Origin of the sequence: Caballeronia fortuita, from assembly GCF_001544835.2 — a bacterium.
GTDB classification, from domain to species: Bacteria; Pseudomonadota; Gammaproteobacteria; order Burkholderiales; family Burkholderiaceae; genus Caballeronia; species Caballeronia fortuita.
Genome location: NZ_FCNX02000012.1, coordinates 181,544 through 199,900 on the forward strand (window position 1 = coordinate 181,544; position 18,357 = coordinate 199,900).

An 18,357-nucleotide genomic window follows, 5' to 3' on the forward strand; every position below is an offset into this window, starting at 1 on the left:
AGATTTCCCTCGATGGCCAAATCGGCTTCCTTTGGACGGCCGGCGAGCGGGCTCTGGAAACTTCCCCATCACTTGAATCAGCAGTTTGTATGCGCCGCGCTACATGACCTATTAAGAATTCGAGCGATTACCTGTTAGCTCCGACCGCGTCATGCTTGTTGCGCGGCGAGTTCGGCTCGGAAGGAACCAGACGGCTGCGCGAATCCGGTCATCGATAAGGATGGCAGGCACTTTCAAACAAAAAATCTGGAGACAACGGTATGCCTATAGTACGGAGCACGGGTTGCTATGCGCTTGTCTCGGCATGCGCGGCAATGCAGATAGCGGGCTGTGGCGGCAGCGATGCAGACAATCATTCTGCTGTGAACGATTTGAAAATCGTCACGTCCCCCGACTATCCGTCTTTGGTTTGCGAAGAACAGATTGTTCCAGCGCGAGACGGCACTCGTCTCAAGACCTATGTTTATCGCAACAACAAAACGACGGGGAAAATGCCGACGTTGATGATCCGAAGTCCTTATAGCCGCCTGTATGGCGAGAAATGTTTTTCCGGGTACCACTTCGAAAATCTCGTCTCGTATGCAAAAGATGGGTATGTCGCGGTCGTGCAAAGCTCGCGCGGGACGTTTATGTCCGAAGGCACCTTCAAGCCGATTGATCAAGAGGGCCAGGACGGCTACGACGCTATCGAATGGGCGGCGTCCCAGCCGTGGTCGAGCGGGAAGGTGGGGATGAAGGGTGCGTCCTACTTTGGCCTAACACAGTGGCAGGCGGCCATTAAGCGCCCTCCCCACCTAGTTGCGATCGCGCCTGACATCACGGCCTCCGACTACCACGACAACTGGACGTATCAAAATGGCGTGTTTGATCTCTGGTTCAACGTCTCATGGACGGCAGGAGCCTTCGAAGCGGACCAGATCATTCGAAAGTTGACCGCCAGCGGGGCGCCCCAGAGCACGATCGACGCTCAAGCGGCAGCATGGACTGCGGAAGTCGCGCAGAACGTCGATACGACGTGGCCCAATACCCTGCCTCTGACCTCTCTTCAGGTGATGAACGCGGACCAGCCCTTCTATCTGGAATGGTTGAAGACGCCCACCTACGATGCCTCGTGGGAGAGGATCGATATCGAGAACAAATATGGCACGCTTGACATCGCGACCCTCACTAGCGGTGCCTCCTATGACATCTTTTCTGTTGGAAGCGCTCGTAATTTTCAAGGAATGAAGAAAGCTGCTGCAACTGCGGCCGCGCGCAACAATGCCAAGCTCGTGTGGAGAGCCTACGGACATTCTGTCGATAGCGGCTTTCCGACGTTCGGCAACGATACGCCCGATCCGAGCATCGAAAAGCGCTTCTTCGACTACCACCTGAAGGGCGTTGCAAACGGGTTTGACAGGGAGCCGCCAGTTCGGATCTACGTGCTGCTTCCGCCGGATTCAGGCCAGACGGGCAGTGGCTTTTGGATGACGGGCGACGACTTCCCGCTACCTGGCACGGTTTCGACCCGCTACTACATGGGCAGCGGTGGTAGTGCAAACACGCGATCGGGCGACGGCTTCCTCTCGCCGACGCCGGTGACCACGGGGGCCACTTTCGATTCATTTGCATATGACCCGAACAAGCCAGTGCCGACCGTGGGCGGCAATGTCTGCTGCTTCGTAAGTCCGACGAACGCCGTACGAGGGGGTGCGCAAGAGCAGGCATCCGTAGAACAACGCCCGGACGTCCTGGTTTATACAAGCAAAAGCATGGACCGTGATATGCCCGTGATCGGTAATGTCAGAGCCAGCTTTTGGGCGAGTTCTTCAGCCGTGGATACGGACTTCACGATGAAGCTCGTGGATGTTCGCCCCGACGGCAGTACGCACAATGTGGTCAACCGCATCGTCCGTGCAAGTTATCGTGCCGGATCGAAGCTGCCTCGGCAGCTGCTCACGGCGGATGGAGCCACCAAGTTTGAACTTGATCTGGGACCGACTGCGATCATCGTGCCCAAGAATCACAAGCTTCGTGTGCAGATTTCGTCCTCGGACTTTCCGCACTACGCGAGGAATTTGAATACTGGGCTCGACAGCAACAGCACGGAACAGATAAAGACGGCCCAGCAGCGTATCTTTCATGATGCTAACCATCAGTCCTTTATCGAACTACCTGTCGCACCTATCACGCGATGAACGGCGGCGCTGCCCAGAAGGTCTCAAATACTTGGGCTCGGGGCAGGCGCATCTTGGAGCCCTGTAGTCGGAAAAGACGAAGGGCGGGTCGATCCAGCCCTTCGTCTCGACCTCCAGGCTGTTGATGGCCACCTGCTCCGTTGGGTGCAACGCGGAATCGACGGCCATTGCTGCAATTCAACAGGCGCCGACGTCTCCATCGGCGTCAGGCGCCTCGCGATTCAAGCCGACTCGGTGCAAGGCTCAGAGTGTGCCGCGGCAATCAGTATGCCGGCGAAGGGCTGTGAGCAGCTCAGTGAGCGCTCGGTTGCAGAGCAAAGGCCGGCAAGGTGGTGCTGCCCTGCGCACCTCGCGATCAGCAACCAGCCGAAAACACTGAACCCGGGAAACGCATCCGCGCTGATTATGTGCTGTTTTTTTAACTGGCCATACGGATTCTGACTCATTCTCTAATTACGAAGCTTGAAGCACTCTTACCAATTCGTTCGTTACAAGGAGCCATGTATATGAGTGCACAAGTTGAGCTGACTCTTCCCGGACCGATCTCAGCGTATTTTGCGGCGGATCGGCAGGGCCCTGAAGCCGTCGCGCGGTGCTTCACCGCGCAAGCCGTCGTTAACGATGTCGGGCAAATGCACACCGGGACAGACGAAATCAAGGCTTGGAAGGCGAAAGCTGACGCAAAGTACACCTACACGATGATGCCCTTCGAATTGGAGCGCGACGGGGAGTTTCATATCGTCCGCGTACATGCAGCCGGTACCTTCGAAGGGAGTCCTATTGACATGACCCTCCGCTTCGGGTTTGCCACGGGCTTAATCGCATCTCTGGAGATCTCGGTATGAGCTTCGACCTTCAGTTGAATGGTCTGCGGGCGGTGGTTACCGGCGGCACGCTGGGCCTTGGCGCTGCAGTCGTGAAAACTTTTGCCGAGGCCGGCGCGCGGGTGACGACATCCGCGCGCACCTTGCCGGCGCAGCCGATGGAGGGAGTCACCTACGTAGCTGCGAACCTATCAACAGCGGAAGGCACGAGTCTGCTTGCTCATACCATTCTGCAGGATTGGGGCGGCGTCGACATATTGGTCAACGTGCTCGGCGGCTCAACTACTCCCGCTGGCGGTTTCGCCGCAATTAGCGATGACCAATGGATCGCCGAGCTGAATCTGAATTTGATGCCCGCCGTACGGTTGGATCGTGCGCTGCTGCCGTCGATGCTCGCTCAAGGCTCGGGTGTGATCATCCACGTCAGTTCCATCCAGCGCGTGCTGCCTCTTCCTGAGTCGACCACTGCCTATGCGGCGGCCAAGGGTGCCCTCACGACATATAGCAAATCATTGTCAAAAGAGGTGACGCCAAAGGGAGTGCGCGTGTTGAGCGTGGCGCCAGGTTGGATCGAGACCGAGGCTTCGGTAGCGTTCGCTGAGCGGATGGGTGCACAGGCAGGAACGGACTACGAGGGCGGTAAGAAGATCGTCATGGATTGGCTGGGAGGGATTCCAGTGGGCCGACCCGCCAAGCCACATGAGGTTGCCGATCTAATCGCCTTCTTGGCGTCGTCGCGATCCGCTTCGATTGCAGGGTCCGAGTATCGGATCGACGGCGGCACTGTTCCCACCGTGTAGCCGACTGCAGCGGCCGGCTGAGCTAACGCGAGCCCAATGGCTTGCCTTCCATTAGTTAAGGGGCCTCTTACCCGTCCTGAAACATCTCAAACGCCGCGACGCTGCTCAAGATCGAATCAGAAAGCGGAGTTGGAAAAAGGTATGGGCGGCAAGATCATGCGCCCAAAGTGTCCAGCAGGCTTGCGACAGCGTTGAAGCCACCGCCAACTTCAATTGGGAAGCGAGCTGAGGACCGGTCTTGACATTCGCATAGGCAGCGTGCAGCAGTCGTCTATCCGCCTTGACATGGTGCAGTTTGTTCGGTGTGCCGGTCTCTCAGGGCTCCACTGTGAGCCTTTTTGCCGACGCGCAATGCGTCGGTTTTTTTTGGTGCAAGAAGTTTGGTTGTTTTGTTGCTTGATGGCGAGTTACGGATGGCGCCGTCGGACCGTCTCGCAAATCGATATGCGTCTTTGTGACCGGCGTCGCACGACGAGCGTACTCAACAGGCCCGTCTGTCCTCGCAATCTTTGCGCATGCTGGTGTCCAATCGCTTCGGGGGGACGCTTGCCGTTGAAGGCTCGTATCTCGTCGCGAGCGCTGTCTAGGGCGCATGTGAATTCAGGGAAATTTGCTCGTCGGGTACTTCTCGAAATCAGCAACGAATTGCGCCGTAAGCCCGGATGCCAACATCGCTTCTCGGCCTGATGCGACCTCCCTCTGGAACGCGAATGCTCCAAGACATAGGACGACAAGCAGGACGATAGGCGCGACGGTCTGCGTCCATTGCAGAGCGCTCGAAAGCTCCGCCCCCGATTGCATCAACCAACGAGTTATGAGGACGCTGCCGCATCCGAACACGGCTGCCGCGCCGGCCTGGAACAAAAATCGCCGACGGCGCATTCGAGCTTCCACATAGAGCGCGATCGCTTCCCATTGCTGCTTCGTATAAGTGCGCTCATCGAGCTGCATGGCCCCAACTTCCTATCAAACATCCTGCTTCGCCTCTGCCTTGAGTGCGAATACGAAGATCACAACGGCGAGGCCGAAGCCGATCGCTCCGCCAATGCCACCGGCTTTTGAAACGTCGACCGTTGCGTAGTGCAACTCAACGGCACCCAGATTAATCGCCTGCCCAACGAGAAGCCCGATAAGGCCCAGGGCGCCGGAAAGGATCCCGACGAGAGCAGCCAGCCCGAATATACGAAGCAGGCTATCGTTCCAGGCTATGTCCATTTATATCCTTATTGTCGCTGCGTCGGGGTTTCCGCCGGGCCGTGGACGCTGCGCGCGCCGGCGACACCCACCAACTATTTCATAGTGAGACCGTGTCGGTCAGTTCAATGCGCCCGTTGTCACTTGATCCGATTCCATTCGGCGTAGATCGCGCCGAAGACCGTGGGCACCACGTCGTGGCCTTCGAAAGAAACCGGCCGGTCGTCGTTTGGATAGCCCATTGCGGGAGAGGCCCGCAACATGCCGAGCATCCGCGCGCTGTGTTCGCCAGTGGATGCAACTTCACTGAGAACCTCCGACTCGATTTTATGAATTAGCGCCCAAGTCAGCGTCCCGGCCTGCCGATGGCGTTGCACGGCTGCAGGCACGGCGTCTCTCAAAGCCGCATCGGCGGCATACAGTGCGTCCATTTTCTCTCCGTTTCCTAATTGGGCAGTGCGTGCTTTCGTAGCAGAGCCCTGATCGCATCTTCGACCGTCGACCGGAGCACATACTCCCGACCTTGCGGGAGTAGCGCGGCGAACGCTTCAGTCAATGAATAAGCGACCTCAGCCACATCACGTTCACGAACGATTACCCTTAATCCAGCGGTAAGCTCGGCTTCAAGTTCACGATCGTTGATTCGGAGTTCGATAGTAGCCATCGTCTCATCTCCTGATTCGATGCGTCGTTTTCCTCATTCGTGGTCACGAAGGTCCGACAGAGATTCTTCGAGCATGTCCGCCGCGTCCAAATGAAGCTGCACAACGGTATCGGTTAGCGGCTCGCCGTTCGGCATCCTGCGTGACTCCGCAGAATCGCGCAAAACGTTAATCGCTGCCCGCAGAGCAAGCGCTGGAGTCAAATTGGACATGGTTCGTTTTCCGTGTTTCATGACTGGCTGACAGTCAGAGCTTTATGACGAGGTCCGTGTACTTTGCGACGTTGTCGTCTTCGCTGAGCAGGCGCAGCGGCTCCGTGATGGCTTGTGCCACGAGCATCCGATCGAAGGGATCTCGGTGAATGTCTGGCAGCTCGCGAACAGTCGCAGCGTGCGCCGCCGTTACTGGTAGTTCGCGAAACCCCGCGTCCTCCATCCGCGCGACTAGCTCCGGTACATCGGCGTCAAGCTTTCCGAGCGCCGCCTTGATAGATATCTCCCAAATGCTCGCGGCGCTGACGAACACAACGTCGGCGCTAAGCATCGTTGCTTCAGCACGCTTGGAAAGCCTTCTATCGCCGCCCATCGCCCACAAAAAAACGTGTGTGTCGATCAACAGGCGCATTACCGGCCCTCGAACGTCGCCAAGACCTCGTCCGCCAACGGCGCGTCGAAGTCGTCGGCGATCGTGATTTTTCCCTTCATCAAGCCGAGGCGAAGTTTCGGCTTCTGCTCCACGGAAACGAGCCGAACGACGGGCGTTCCGGCCTTGGCAATGACGACTTCTTCGCCGCTAACGGCTGCCTCGATGAGGCGCGACAGCTGCGACTTTGCTTCATGGATATTCACGGTCTGCATGGACCCTCCACCACTGATTAGCTTAGTTTAGCCAAGTCTCGACGTGATGGCAATGTGTAGAACGCAGTAGGTGGTTTGATGCTTGACCTAACCGGGACAGGGACGGGCAAAAGACGGATGAAAAACCGTAGCTTTCGCCTGCGCAAGATTCGGTTTTTTGTTCACGATGCAGTGCTGCCGGTCCGCCAAGGCGCGCGGCTGCACCTTGACAAGGCACCTTTTCCCCAACACTGGCTTTACATCGCCCCTCGCAAGCGAGGGAGTCGGTGGCTAAGAAAACGATCGGAACGCCCTACGGCGTCCACGAACTTAACGAGGTCTGGTTTGAAACAGTCGTCTGCTGCATTGCCGTCCATTCGCCTTTTCGCTTTGACGGCTTTGACCGTCGCCGTGCTCGCCGCATGCGGCGGGGGCGATTCTTCTGACTCGAACAGCGCGAAAAGCTCAAACAGCACAGGAGGCTCGAACGACACGGGGAGCAAGAGCGGCACGCCGGCCGCGTCTCAGAAAGCGAGCTTCCTGCCACCGGCGTCCACGGCGCAGAGCGTTGCGGCCACGGGAGACCCCATCGCCGACAGCATCGCTTACCTTAACGCCATGCGGCATAACGTCGGTTACACGACGGCGCTCTCGATCGACGAGGGGCTAATGACGTCGTCGCAAAACCATGCTGTTTATCTTGCCGACAACTCGATTCTGAGCCACAACGAGACGGCTGGTCAGCCCGGATTCACCGGTGCAACTCCCGGGGTCCGCATCAACGCACAAGGCAGCTACACGGCTTGGGGCGAGGTAACGTCTGCAGGTGATGCGCGAGCATTCACCGACTCTCTGGTGGCCGTCAGGCTGCTGTTCGACGCGCCCTATCACCGTGTCATCATGCTCGACAACCTCGCCAGTATGGGCGTGGGCAGCGCCTCCAGCTCGACGTGGGGGGCGTTCAACATCGACTTCGGCAACATGACGTCCGCCCTCAGCGGCACGCAAGTCATCGCTTATCCGTACCCGAACGAGACGGACGTTCCGACGGATTGGTACGTCAACGAGATCCCGAGCCCGTTCGCGTCCGCGCCGCAGTACAACCAGACATACACCGGCTATCCCATCACTATTCAGGGCAACATGTTGTCGAAACTCAATTCCGTCAGCTATACGGTGACCGACAGCGGCGGGAATGCGGTGCCGTGTCAGCTTCAGACGCCTGCCAACGATACGCAACTCACGAACGCTGCGATGTGCGTTCCTTTCAAGCCGCTCAACTCAAGCGTCACTTACACGGTGCATGTCGTCGGCGTTCTGACCACATTCGGGGCGAATGGGACGCAGAACAGTCCGCTTGATCTCAGCTGGTCGTTCACCACCAAGGCTGCAAGCACAACGAAGGCTCAAAGGGTGAACAGTGGCGGTGTTCGTCCGCCAGCCGTTCTATAAGCGTCTTTCACGAAATGCACGGCTTGCAACGTGGCGCCGGGAGATGTCCGCACATTGGCAGGGCCGTGCGATCAATGACAAACCGCCCAAGCTCGGAAACCAGAAATGAGCCTTGAAGACAGAGATTGGTATCGGGAAGAAATGCGCCGAAGAAACTCTGCCAGCAGTTCGCTAGGGCGGAGCGGATATATCCACCCAAATCTGAGGCACTTGCACTCCGCCGGCCGGAGCCCATCCCGCGCCAAAATCGCTTTGGTGTGGCTGCTCGTGTTAGGTGGGTTGTACCTCGTTTTTTCGTGGGCGGCCCAACGAAGCCTCCATTTGGACCTTGCGGCCTCACACGCTGTCGATCTGTTTCACCGAAACAGAACTCGACTGTTGGGACTGTTCTGCGTCCTTTTTGTCTTGGCGTTAATCCGCAGTATTCGCGGAAGCCGCCGACGAAGGCACCTCACAGCGTGGCAGAAGGCGGTTTACGACCCTAAAGAGTTTCGGCGGGAGCGGTGAGGGTACCAATGCGCGAGCAACGAAAGCTCGACCCGTGAACCGTCGCGGTGGTCATCCGACAGCCGTTCCAAAGTAACGCCTCAAAAATGCACGGCTTTCAGCGAGGCCCGAACAAGCGTTCAGCCTCTGCTTGCCGTGCTCAACCTATAACCGCACCGAGGGAACATGCAAAGCCACATTGCGCCAGTCGTAGTCATCGCCCTACTGGTGGGCATCGTAGCGGTCATTGCCAGAAAGGTAGCCGCGAAGCCGCGATATAGGGCGATTCCTCTGCTGACCGCCAACGAGAGGGAGTTCTTCGAGCGGCTTCGCCGCGCGCTTCCCGAGGCGTTGATCTTTCCGCAAGTCGCGATGTCAGCGATCATCCAGCCGATCTCGAGCGGAAAGCAGCGCACCATCGACTTTCGACGGATCTCGCAGAAGCGGGTGGACTACGCGGTCTACGATAGACAGCTCGCCCTCGTTGCTGTCGTCGAGCTTGATGATAGGACGCACGACGCCGCGCGTGACGCCGTGCGCGACGCATATCTCGCAAGCGCGGGTATTCGGACAGTCCGCTTTCAGTCGAAGGCGAAGCCGGACGAAATCGGAATCCGCGCGGCGCTATTCCCTTCCGAAACGCGCATTCAAGCGGTTCAAGCAGCCGAACGTTCCCCGCTCTTCTCGCAGGTGTGAAGCGGCGGCAAGTTCCTTGACTTCGCGGTGGTGTCGATAGGCTGGTTTGTGACGCGGACGAACTCGCGTCGCTATCGTCACCTAAGCGAGGTCCCATGGAACCCAACAAGAAAGAGCCCGTCGACGCGATCAAAGTGATCAAGTCGCTCATCGACGTCATTCAAGCATCCTTCTCGACCGCGTGGAAAGCGGTCCTCCTCCTCGGCGGTCTGATACTGGTCGCCTACTGCTACTTCGAAAGCATCGTGCCCGAGGGGTTGTCGCTGGGCGATGCGTTCTTCTTGGCGTCCGCCGCGTTCTCATTCACCTGCATAGCATTGATCGGCGTCGGCTTCGGGGCCTTCTCGACGTTGTGGGCGCTCAAGCTTCTGGTTGTCGCCAACAACTTCCGCCTCAAGCGGCGCGGGGAGCCGCCGGCGGCTTCGCTGCATCGCGCAGTCGATAGCGGATCGATGGTCTTTATGTCGTTTCTCGTGGCGCTCCCCCTTGCCTATCTGCTCGTTTTTGTCAGGGACCAGTCCCCCGACGCCCGCATGCACGCGACCTTTATGTTCTTTGCTGCTGTAGGCGCAATCACCGCGATCATCGTGCTGATCGTTCCGTCCAAAGTGCAGCAGCGCGATATTCGTCTCACGGTGGTCTTCTTGGCGGTGGCCATTTCTGGCGCGCTCGTCGCTACCCGCCCCGCCCCCCTGAATTTGTCGATGGTGAACCTCGGCGTGCGCTCAGCGCCCGGCCAAGATGTGATCTTTTCCGATGCTGAGCATACGCAGTTGGCTGCGATCGCAACGGCGAGCGGTGTGAAGGTGCAGTTCTGCAAGCTTCCGACCACCGATAAGTGGGGTACGCGCGACGCCCGCGCCGTGTGGCATGGGGTCGGCGGAAGCTCGTACATACGGCTCTTCGACGAAACAAACGGGTCGCGCGACGTTCTCGTGCGGGCGAACCGCGCAGATGTCGAAGTAATCCGAGGGGACCGAACCGGCTTCGACTGCCCGCCGAAGGTGGCGGCTTCTCCGGACGGCAAGTCGTCATGACTCGCATCTACGCGACGCTGAGAAGGCGATACACCACTGAGGCATTGAAAGGCATGGGGTTCGTCAAGGACGGCGGGCTGATGGTGAAGCGCGGGGCGATGCGTCGCGTTCGCGCGCAAGCATCGAGCCTTGACGGCGTGTGGTGGCGAGTAACCCCGCTCGAGCGCCGCTGGCGTTAGACACCTCAGAAACATGAAAGACGCGCAAAAACACGCGTCTTTCCAAATCCAAGACGCGCCCACGGCCGGTAGCCTTGTTTTCGCTCATGAAAGCGTCTGCGCGGTGACCGCGCAACCGCTGCTGGCTCAATCGGCCGTTGCGCCATAAATCAAGAATTCACGACTACAACGAGGAACCATGAAGCTCAAAATGATCGGCATCACCGCCCTGTCCGTTTTCGCGCTGTCCGCTTGTTCACAGATGCAGCCGGGCGCGCAATCCGCCAAGACGGCGGCGACCGGTTCCGCCGCCGGCGAAGCGTCGCAGAACGCCAATGCAGGCCTGCAGCACTGCCCGGCGCCGCTCGGCACCGTGGCCATCGTCGAGGATACGGAAGCGCCGTGGTACGACCTTCTCACTGGTCAATATCAGCTCGGCTCGACGGTGCCTGTGCTGAAACTGCTCGTCCAGCAAAGCAACTGCTTCGTGATCGTCGATCGCGGCCGCGCGCTTGGCACCGCGATGGGTGAACGCGCCCTGAACGCATCGGGCGAACTGCGCAAGACCTCCAAGATGCACAAAGGCCAGATGGTCGCGGCCGACTACACGATCAGCCCGAGCGTGACGTTCAGCAATCGCGACGCGGGCGGCGGCGCAGCAGGGCTCCTCGCATTTGTGCCCGTGGTTGGCGGTGTGCTCGCCGGTGCCGCTGGCACGATGAAGGCGCAGGAAGCGTCGACCATGCTGACGCTCGTCGACAACCGCTCCAGCGTCCAATTGGCGGCCGCAGAAGGTTCGGCGCGCAACGTCGACTTCGGCATGCTCTCCGGCGTGTTCGCAGGCGGCTTCGGCGGCGCTGGTGCGGCGGGCGGCGGCGCCTACGCACGCACGGCACAGGGCAAGGTCGTCGTCGCGGCTTTCACCGACTCCCTCAACAACCTCGTTGGCGCAGTTCGCCAGTACCGCGCGCAGAACGTCAAGGGCGGTCTCGGCAACGGCGGCGCTCTGGTCGTCAACTGATCGCGGTATCGCATAGAGGCGGGAGGCCAGAAGTCTCCCGCATGTTAAGGAACCGTTTAAGCAGGCCGTTATACCGGTCTCATCGAACCATCAAGGAAGCACATATGCGCCTCTTTCTCGCCATCATCATCCCGTGGCTCCAGTTTTTCACGATCGGCCGTCCGATCGCCGGGATCATCTGTTTTCTGCTGCAGATCACGCTGATTGGCTGGATCCCCGCCGCTATCTGGTCCGTTTTCGCACTCGGCCAGTACAAGACCGATCGTAAGATCGAGCGCGCGCTCGGCAGCCGGGCCTGAGAAACGCAATGGGGCTGTCACCGGGGCAGGAGCTTCAGAGCTTCACGTCGGTCCCCATTCTGAGATGAGCGTGATCATCCGATACGCATTCAACGTCGGGCGACTTCTGTTACGTCGAAGGATTACGTGGCAGACATTCAAGTATTCGCTTCGCGCGCGCCCGATCGCGGTTGCTGGCCGCGGTGGCGGCTACATCGTTGACCCGGAATTCGACTAGCAAACGACGCTGCGAGCGGCCAGCGTCGGTTGGTGTGACCTCGACATCGACATCCGCGAGTGGTCGCGCACAGAGCCGGGACCTCGTTTACGGGAAACAATTCGAAATGAACAAAGCAAAACTGCTTGCATCAGCATGGGCGATTCTAGCGACGCTCGGAACCGCGCATGCTCAGCAGGTCATGGGCGCGAAATGCGCCGGCGAGAACAATGGCGCGTTCGACGAGACTGCATCGCATCAAGCAGTCATTTGCGCCAACGCCAAGTGGCAGGATGCGACCACCGCCCCTCTGGCGACTGTCAATGTCGAAAAATACAGCGACGCCAAAGCTCTCGAAGCGTCTTATGCTACCAAGGATGTGATCGGCCGCTGGAGAGTCCAGCAGAGCAACGACGGACACCGCCAATTCACGCTAGTGGCTAACGTCGTTGCGCTCAATTCCGACAATACGGCGCACGTCGTCGTTGATTTAGAGGATTCGGGCTGGCAGCAGCACGTTGACACGACGGTCCCGCTCAACGCCGCGACGGCCATTGCGACCGACAACCGCGGCGCAGAGTACCGGATCACAGTCAAACGCACGCCCGCCTAAGTTCTTCGGCAATCGATGATGCGACGCCTCTGTCGCATCAGTCACTCCAGTTGCCTATGACGATTTCGCCTTCTACGCCATTGGCAGCGGCCACCTGCCGAGCAACGGCCATCAATTCGTCGTCCGTCAAGGTGGCGTCAGCAGCACGCCGACGCCGTTCGAACCGAATTCCGGCGGAACGTATGCCGCTCGATAAGTAGGCATCGCCCTTCTCCTGTTATTCATACCGGCATCTTCCGCCCTCGATCAGCCACCGTCATCCGCAAGAAGGGACGCTTGCGCCAGATCAACGTTAGCGGCTGCCTTCGGTTTGGCGGTTCTGGGCGGCAGAGGAAACGGCTCGGCGTGCATCTCGTCGGCCGGGTAAAGCTGCAGGAAGGACCGCGCTTCGTCCGTGCTTTTGCAAGACAGCCAGTCCTCGTACTCGGTTGGCGGGATGATGACCACCGACCTCTTCTCCGCTCCCGGCCTATGGAACCGCTTCATCAACGGGTGGTCGCCGGCGTTGACCGTCAACATGGTCATCGACAGGCTCGCTGAGCCGTCGGCGGGATCTTTCCAAGCACGCCATAGCCCAGCTATAGCAAGCGGAGCGCCATCGGCCATCCCAATGCGCCAGCGCACTGCCTTGCCCGTCTCGTAGTCTGGCTCGTAGAACCGGCGGCACGGGATCAGGGCGAGTTGCAACTTATTCCACGCGGTGCGAAAACTCGTCTTCTGCCCGACTGATTCGGACCGCGCGTTCATCGTATCGAAGGCTTTCACGCCCTGCGGGATGAACTCGCGCGGCACCATGCCGAACGTCGCAGCGTCAGTCAAATACTCACCGTCGATGCGGCGGAAGATCGGCGCGGCATAGTCCTTGTAAATCTCCGGCTTGTAGTCGAAATTCGGCACCGGGAACAGACTGAAGACGTCGAACGCATCTTTCGGATTAGACTCGTAGCTGGTGCACACTTTTCCCTCTCTCTCGCCGAAACGGGTGAGTTGCCGGAGCGCATCTGGCGCCGCCCAACGATGTATCGGGTCCCGGGCCATGCCCCGGGTCGTGGCACCTATTTTGCACGAATCGTGCCGTTGGCCTTGCCGCCTAGCCGTAGCGCCGCGTCATGCGGCGAGATGTGGCCGGCCATATAACCTACGAGAGGTTCGTATGGCTGCCCGTTCGATCGCATCGATGACGCTCAGTTTTGGACTCGTTTCCGTTCCGGTGAAGGTCTATACGGCCACCGAGAGCAAGTCAGGAGTGGGTTTCAACCTGATGCACAAAGAGTGCGGCACCCGGTTGAGACAGCAGTACGTCTGTCCGCACGACGGAAAAGTCGTCGAGCGCGCCGATATGGTCAAGGGCTACGAATTCGAGAAAGAGAAGTACGTGATTTTCGAGAAGTCGGAGCTGGAGGCGCTGGAAGCGAGCGCGAGCCACACAATCGACATCGTGTCGTTTGTGCCGACCGAGGCGATCGACCCGATCTACCTCGACAAGCCCTACTACCTCGCCCCGGACAAGCGCGGCGGCAAACCGTACCGGCTGCTGCAAGAAGCGATGAAGGACAGCGGCACGTGCGCCGTGGCTCGTTGGACGTGGAAGGGCAAACAGCACATGGTGCAGGTGCGCGCCGGCAACGACGGCCTGATTCTCCAGACCTTGCTCTACGCCGACGAGGTTCGCTCGCAGGCCGATATCGGCATCGAAGAGACGGATATTCAGCCGACGGAGCTACAGCTCGCCGAACAACTGATCGATCAGTACCGCGTCGACAGCTACGACGCCGCCGCGTACAAGGACGAAGAGAAGGAGCGCATCCTCGCCGAGATCGACAAGAAGATCGCGGGCAACAAAATCACCGCCGCGCCCGCCATCGAACAGCCCGGCGCGCAGGTGATCGATCTCGTCGAAGCACTGCGGGCGAGTTTGAAGAAAAAGCCGCCTGTGGAACGGCCAGCAGAGCAGCCAGCCGCACCGCGAGCCGCACGCAAGAGCGCGCGCACCGCCGCGCCAGCGCAAGAAGCGGCAGAAGCTGCTTCGGCGCCCAAGCGCCGGGCGGTGCGCCGGGCGGCCACTGAGGACCAACCGGCACCGGCGCGCAAAACTGGCACGAAACGGTGATATGCAAGACGACGGGTACAGCCTTCGCGATGTGCAGCGCATGCTCGGCGTGTCGCGCAGCGTCGTTGAACGGTTGATCGCAGCGGGCTTCGTGTCACCGGTGGGCGGCGAAAAAGGCGAGCGGCGCTTTACCTTCCAGGACATCGTCATGCTCAGGACCGCGCACGCGCTCCGAGTGGCAGGTGTCTCCCCCATGAAAATCGTCCGCGCACTTGATCACCTTCAGAAGAGCTGGGGGCGTGAAGGATCGCTCACTGGCGTGCGCATTGCTGCAGTCGGCGACCGGGTTGCGGTGCGGGATGGGGCAAGCCGCCAGTGGGATGCGGAAACCGGCCAACTGCTGCTGGATTTCGAGCAGCCACAGGCGTCGGGAAACGTCGCTTCCATGCAAGCGCCGCGCGAGCAGCGGGCACGTGAAGAAGCCGTTGACCTGTTCCGGCAGGCGCGCGCCTTGGAGGACGATGACCTCGACGCCGCAGAAGCGGCCTATCGGAAAGCGCTTGAACGCGCGCCCGACTATACCGACGCATCGCTGAACCTTGGGGGCATCCTGATGGACAGCGAGCGGTTCGACGAGGCGATAGCGGTGTACCGCGACGCGCTGCGATACCGCGCGAACGACCCGGTGCTGCTGTTCAACATCGGTGTGGCGCTTGAAGATTCGGGCCGCTTCCGCGAGGCGCTGCAGTTCTATGAGCGTTGCATCGAACAGGACCCCGACTTCGCGGATGCCCATTTCAACGCCGCGCGCATCCACGAAGAACTGGGCGAAGCGACCCTTGCCATTCGCCACTTCAACCAGTTCCGCAGACTGCAGAAGCTATAGGAGATGTTGATGACGATCGAAGCCGTCTGGTTCCTGATCGTCGGGGCATTGATAGATGGCGCTGGGCCGAAATCTGGTTGAGCGGCTGCCGATGACCGGCGCAATGGTGTACCTCATCGTCGGCTTCCTCCTGGGTCCGGCGGGCGCTGGACTGTTGACGATCGACGTCGAGCGCGACGTGCGCCTGCTTCGCACGCTTACCGAAGCGGGACTTGTGGTGTCTCTGTTCGCCATCGGAATGTACCTGCGCGTCGAGCTTTCCAGGCCGCTTTGGCGACTGACCTTACGCCTCGCCGGTCCAGCCATGCTGATTACCATCGCGGTCGTGTTCGCCGCCGCGCGATGGGGTCTCGGGTTCGCCGCAGGCCCGGCATTGCTGCTGGCGTCTGCGCTCGCGCCTACCGATCCTGTATTGGCCAATGAATTGCGCGTCGAGGAAGCGGGCGACGACGAACCGCTGCGCTTCGCCCTTTCATCGGAGGGCGGAATCAACGACGGTGCAGCGTCTCCGATAGTCTACATTGCTCTCGCGCTTTGCGGCGTCAGCAGTATGGGCAGCGATAATCCGTGGACGTTCGCCCTCGCGATTGCTTGGGGGCTGGCGAGCGCACTCGTCTTCGGCTGGGCGTTGGGAACCGGCGTGGTCGTGCTGGTGACGAAACTGCGCACGAAGTACGACTATGCGCTGGGTCTCGAAGGCTTTCTTGCGCTTGGGCTCGTTGCCTTAGCCTACGGTGCGACCCTGATCGTCGATGGCTACGCCTTCATCGCAGTCTTCGCCGCCGGCGTCGCGCTGCGGCGGCAGGAAATGAAGGCAACGGGTGACAAACCACCGAGCGAGGTGTTGGAATCAGTCGAGCGGGGCCAGCGCGAGGAAGCCGCCAAAGATCCCGAATTGGCTCACGCGTATATCGCGGAAAACATGATGGGCTTTTCGGTCGAGATCGAACGCTTTGTCGAACTAGGCCTGATGGTCATCATCGGCAGCGTCGTATCTGCGCACTGGCGGGAGCTTATTCATTGGTCCGTTGTCTGGCCGGTGCTTTTCCTCTTTATTGTGGCCCGGCCGCTCGGCAGCACCCTCTCCCTGATTGGCTCGTCGATGGACCGCCATCAGCGGTTTTTGTCTGGATGGTTGGGCCTGCGTGGCGTCGGCGCGTTCTACTACCTGCTGTTTTCTCTCGAACAGGCCGGGCACGACCGCGTTGGACCACTCCTGCCAATCCTGCTCGCTGCCATCGTCCTGTCGGTGTTCGTGCACGGCGCCAGTGCCACACCCCTCCTCAATCGCTATCTCAGCCGGAAGTAATCGGGGCGGAACAGTCTTTGCTCCTTCCACGCTATGAACGAAAGCGCGGAGGAACTCATGGCAGAACAGCACAAGCCCGGCGAGAAAGTTCAGACCTCGGGCATCTACAAGGTCGTGAAGGAAGGCGACGGCGGATCCGGCTTCGAAGTGACGTGCGTCGAGGGCGAGCATTTTCCGCCGACCCGAAGTGGCAAAGGCGCTCACTACGAGCTCGTTCACGCGGCCACGCATTCGCACAAGCATAGCGAGCTTGGCAGCGGCGACTAATGCAGGTGGCAATCGTGGGCGCGACACGGAAACACTTGGTGACGGCATTGGCGTCGGCATATATTTGCTCGCCGGTTGCGTAGGCGTCGGCGAGATGCCACCGCCCGGCAGGTACCTCACGGATCGCGAGTGCCACGACCTGACGGCGCTGAGGACGAATGCAAACCCCACAATGGCGGAGCACCAGTCGGAGTTAGCCGCGTTGCGGAAGGCAGGATACGACCCGCCGCCATTCTGGGACGATCCCTACTATCCCGAGGACCTGCAGGCGGCGCAGCGACTCGTTGACTACTGGTACCGGATGGAATGCGCCCCATCACGAACGCAGTGAACCGGTGACGGGGGTCCATTCAATCCGAACGACGCACGCGCGGGAACTGTCGATCGCTATCAGCAGGGCCCGCGTCATTCCCGGTTCTCCAGCGCGGGTGACGTTCGTCCTGCAGAATCGTTGCGACTTCGATTTTGAGGTCGTCAGCAGCGCATTCGAGGTCAAGCGTACGTACATCGGCGCACGACACGCCCTCCCGAAAGCTGGATGGGGCTACGCGGTCACCGACGCGGTCACGCCCGCGACGGTCCTGCCGGCGCGCAGCGAGCTATGGACGACGTTTGAGGCCGACACACGCACCACGTTCCGCGGAGCCGTTCCAGCCGAAGCGCCCTCTTCCTTTGATCCGCAGTACTATTTCGCCGGGCGCATTCTCTACCGCCGCTTCTGCGGCGAGTTGATCGAGACCAGCGTGTATCGTCGGCTGGCGTACCCCGAACTCGACTGCTCGATCATCGAGCCGAACGATGCCTGCCTCAACAAGGAGGGCGGCGTCGTCTTCGCCTCAGTCTGAAGCACGGTTGGCCGGATCATGATCGCGCGCTAAGTGAGGCAATGAAAAGCCGAGATCAAGGGTTGTCTGGTCGACGAACTTCGGTAAGGCCGTCGTCGCCAATGCCTAAAGCCCAGCGCAAATCTCGAGCAAATTCGATGCAGGTGTTCTTCCACTCAGGCGTGCCGAAATCGACGTCGCGCGGATTCTTCTTCCCGCGCGCGCGACGGATTGTCTCGATGCTAATAGCCAGCGCCCGGGCATCTGCGTGTAGCTGCTCGTCCACAATTGGTCGTCGTCGCTGTTCCTTATCCATCACTCGATTTTCGGCATTCGCTTCAGAAACTTTATGTGCCGAACAGCGCTTGTGCGGGGCAATTTGCGACTGAGATGCCGGAACTGGCGGCACCCGTGGCGGAGCAATGGTTTGAATCGCACCAGTCCAAGCTCTCGGCATTGACAAGGCACGCCGTGTGGGCGGCATCATCATAGCGTGTGCGGCGGAGGCGGGTTGTGGCGAGCAAGGAAGGAAGTTAGAGACGATGAAGATGTCGAACATCCTCAAACGTT

25 protein-coding genes are annotated in these 18,357 nt (G+C 59.9%); 16 read left to right on the forward strand and 9 right to left on the reverse strand.

Annotation, left to right across the window (positions count from 1 at the left end):
• Positions 1-314: 314 nt before the first annotated feature.
• From AWB77_RS22955 to AWB77_RS22970, 3 genes are all read left to right on the forward strand, one after another.
• Complete coding sequence (locus AWB77_RS22955) at positions 315-2,177, forward strand: CocE/NonD family hydrolase (protein ID WP_157694896.1); 1,863 nt, start codon at positions 315-317, stop codon at positions 2,175-2,177.
• 506 nt (positions 2,178-2,683) lie between these two features.
• A complete protein-coding gene (locus AWB77_RS22965) occupies positions 2,684-3,022 on the forward strand; it encodes a nuclear transport factor 2 family protein (RefSeq protein WP_061136805.1) in 339 nt (112 codons plus the stop codon).
• On the forward strand, positions 3,019-3,801 hold the full coding sequence (locus AWB77_RS22970) for an SDR family oxidoreductase (RefSeq protein WP_061136734.1): 783 nt from the start codon (positions 3,019-3,021) through the stop codon (positions 3,799-3,801). Before AWB77_RS22965 ends, AWB77_RS22970 begins: the two co-directional genes overlap by 4 nt.
• A 600-nt stretch (positions 3,802-4,401) precedes the next feature.
• On the opposite strand, the gene AWB77_RS22975 is transcribed toward AWB77_RS22970, so the two are convergent.
• The 7 genes from AWB77_RS22975 to AWB77_RS23000 all read right to left on the reverse strand — a co-directional run bounded on the left by AWB77_RS22975 (position 4,402) and on the right by AWB77_RS23000 (position 6,514).
• The gene (locus AWB77_RS22975) at positions 4,402-4,752 is read right to left on the reverse strand and encodes a hypothetical protein (protein ID WP_061136735.1); all 351 of its coding nucleotides are present in this window, start codon (positions 4,750-4,752) and stop codon (positions 4,402-4,404) included.
• A 15-nt stretch (positions 4,753-4,767) separates the two neighbouring features.
• The gene (locus AWB77_RS22980) at positions 4,768-5,016 is read right to left on the reverse strand and encodes a hypothetical protein (RefSeq protein WP_061136736.1); all 249 of its coding nucleotides are present in this window, start codon (positions 5,014-5,016) and stop codon (positions 4,768-4,770) included.
• A 119-nt stretch (positions 5,017-5,135) separates the two neighbouring features.
• The gene (locus AWB77_RS22985) at positions 5,136-5,426 is read right to left on the reverse strand and encodes a DUF2471 family protein (RefSeq protein ID WP_061136737.1); all 291 of its coding nucleotides are present in this window, start codon (positions 5,424-5,426) and stop codon (positions 5,136-5,138) included.
• Positions 5,427-5,440: 14 nt separating this feature from the next.
• Positions 5,441-5,659 (reverse strand): hypothetical protein, encoded by a 219-nt coding sequence (locus AWB77_RS22990; RefSeq protein ID WP_061136738.1) that lies wholly within the window; start codon positions 5,657-5,659, stop codon positions 5,441-5,443.
• Between the two features lie 33 nt (positions 5,660-5,692).
• A complete protein-coding gene (locus AWB77_RS36460) occupies positions 5,693-5,869 on the reverse strand; it encodes a hypothetical protein (protein WP_167354169.1) in 177 nt (58 codons plus the stop codon).
• A 34-nt stretch (positions 5,870-5,903) separates the two neighbouring features.
• On the reverse strand, positions 5,904-6,281 hold the full coding sequence (locus AWB77_RS22995; protein WP_061136739.1) for a type II toxin-antitoxin system VapC family toxin: 378 nt from the start codon (positions 6,279-6,281) through the stop codon (positions 5,904-5,906).
• Entirely contained in the window at positions 6,281-6,514 is a 234-nt protein-coding gene (locus tag AWB77_RS23000) for a type II toxin-antitoxin system Phd/YefM family antitoxin (RefSeq protein WP_061136740.1), read from the reverse strand. The genes AWB77_RS22995 and AWB77_RS23000 overlap by 1 nt, the downstream gene beginning before the upstream one ends.
• 324 nt (positions 6,515-6,838) lie before the next feature.
• Here AWB77_RS23000 and AWB77_RS23005 point away from each other — a divergent pair, with 324 nt between their 5' ends.
• The 7 genes from AWB77_RS23005 to AWB77_RS23035 all read left to right on the forward strand — a co-directional run bounded on the left by AWB77_RS23005 (position 6,839) and on the right by AWB77_RS23035 (position 12,451).
• The gene (locus AWB77_RS23005; protein WP_074168947.1) at positions 6,839-7,945 is read left to right on the forward strand and encodes a CAP domain-containing protein; all 1,107 of its coding nucleotides are present in this window, start codon (positions 6,839-6,841) and stop codon (positions 7,943-7,945) included.
• Positions 7,946-8,617: 672 nt separating this feature from the next.
• Positions 8,618-9,127, forward strand: a complete 510-nt coding sequence (locus AWB77_RS23010; protein ID WP_061136742.1) for a DUF2726 domain-containing protein — start codon at positions 8,618-8,620, stop codon at positions 9,125-9,127.
• Positions 9,128-9,222: 95 nt separating this feature from the next.
• A complete protein-coding gene (locus AWB77_RS23015; RefSeq protein WP_061136743.1) occupies positions 9,223-10,164 on the forward strand; it encodes a hypothetical protein in 942 nt (313 codons plus the stop codon).
• Complete coding sequence (locus AWB77_RS23020; RefSeq protein WP_061136744.1) at positions 10,161-10,343, forward strand: hypothetical protein; 183 nt, start codon at positions 10,161-10,163, stop codon at positions 10,341-10,343. Before AWB77_RS23015 ends, AWB77_RS23020 begins: the two co-directional genes overlap by 4 nt.
• A gap of 190 nt (positions 10,344-10,533) precedes the next feature.
• Positions 10,534-11,343 carry a CsgG/HfaB family protein gene (locus tag AWB77_RS23025; RefSeq protein WP_244158617.1) on the forward strand — a complete coding sequence of 270 codons (810 nt, stop codon included), beginning with the start codon at positions 10,534-10,536 and terminating at the stop codon, positions 11,341-11,343.
• A 104-nt stretch (positions 11,344-11,447) separates the two neighbouring features.
• Positions 11,448-11,642 (forward strand): hypothetical protein, encoded by a 195-nt coding sequence (locus tag AWB77_RS23030; RefSeq protein WP_035510755.1) that lies wholly within the window; start codon positions 11,448-11,450, stop codon positions 11,640-11,642.
• Positions 11,643-11,965: 323 nt separating this feature from the next.
• Entirely contained in the window at positions 11,966-12,451 is a 486-nt protein-coding gene (locus AWB77_RS23035; RefSeq protein WP_061136746.1) for a hypothetical protein, read from the forward strand.
• 246 nt (positions 12,452-12,697) lie between these two features.
• On the opposite strand, the gene AWB77_RS23040 is transcribed toward AWB77_RS23035, so the two are convergent.
• Positions 12,698-13,408 (reverse strand): SOS response-associated peptidase, encoded by a 711-nt coding sequence (locus AWB77_RS23040; protein WP_061136806.1) that lies wholly within the window; start codon positions 13,406-13,408, stop codon positions 12,698-12,700.
• A 196-nt stretch (positions 13,409-13,604) separates the two neighbouring features.
• Between AWB77_RS23040 and ku the strand changes: the two genes are divergently transcribed.
• The 6 genes from ku to AWB77_RS23070 are packed head-to-tail and all read left to right on the forward strand — an operon-like array spanning position 13,605 to position 17,808.
• Entirely contained in the window at positions 13,605-14,561 is a 957-nt protein-coding gene (gene ku / locus AWB77_RS23045; protein ID WP_061136747.1) for a non-homologous end joining protein Ku, read from the forward strand.
• A 1-nt stretch (position 14,562) separates the two neighbouring features.
• A complete protein-coding gene (locus tag AWB77_RS23050; protein ID WP_061136748.1) occupies positions 14,563-15,387 on the forward strand; it encodes a tetratricopeptide repeat protein in 825 nt (274 codons plus the stop codon).
• A 55-nt stretch (positions 15,388-15,442) separates the two neighbouring features.
• Positions 15,443-16,696: a cation:proton antiporter gene (locus AWB77_RS23055; protein WP_244158618.1), complete on the forward strand. Its 1,254-nt coding sequence runs from the start codon at positions 15,443-15,445 to the stop codon at positions 16,694-16,696.
• 57 nt (positions 16,697-16,753) lie between these two features.
• Positions 16,754-16,963, forward strand: a complete 210-nt coding sequence (locus tag AWB77_RS23060; RefSeq protein WP_008343290.1) for a hypothetical protein — start codon at positions 16,754-16,756, stop codon at positions 16,961-16,963.
• Between the two features lie 46 nt (positions 16,964-17,009).
• The gene (locus AWB77_RS23065; RefSeq protein ID WP_061136807.1) at positions 17,010-17,294 is read left to right on the forward strand and encodes a DUF4148 domain-containing protein; all 285 of its coding nucleotides are present in this window, start codon (positions 17,010-17,012) and stop codon (positions 17,292-17,294) included.
• Positions 17,248-17,808, forward strand: coding sequence for a hypothetical protein (locus AWB77_RS23070; protein WP_167354167.1), 561 nt, complete (start codon positions 17,248-17,250; stop codon positions 17,806-17,808). The genes AWB77_RS23065 and AWB77_RS23070 overlap by 47 nt, the downstream gene beginning before the upstream one ends.
• A gap of 55 nt (positions 17,809-17,863) precedes the next feature.
• On the opposite strand, the gene AWB77_RS36045 is transcribed toward AWB77_RS23070, so the two are convergent.
• Positions 17,864-18,346, reverse strand: a complete 483-nt coding sequence (locus AWB77_RS36045) for a hypothetical protein (RefSeq protein WP_157694897.1) — start codon at positions 18,344-18,346, stop codon at positions 17,864-17,866.
• Positions 18,347-18,357: the final 11 nt, after the last annotated feature.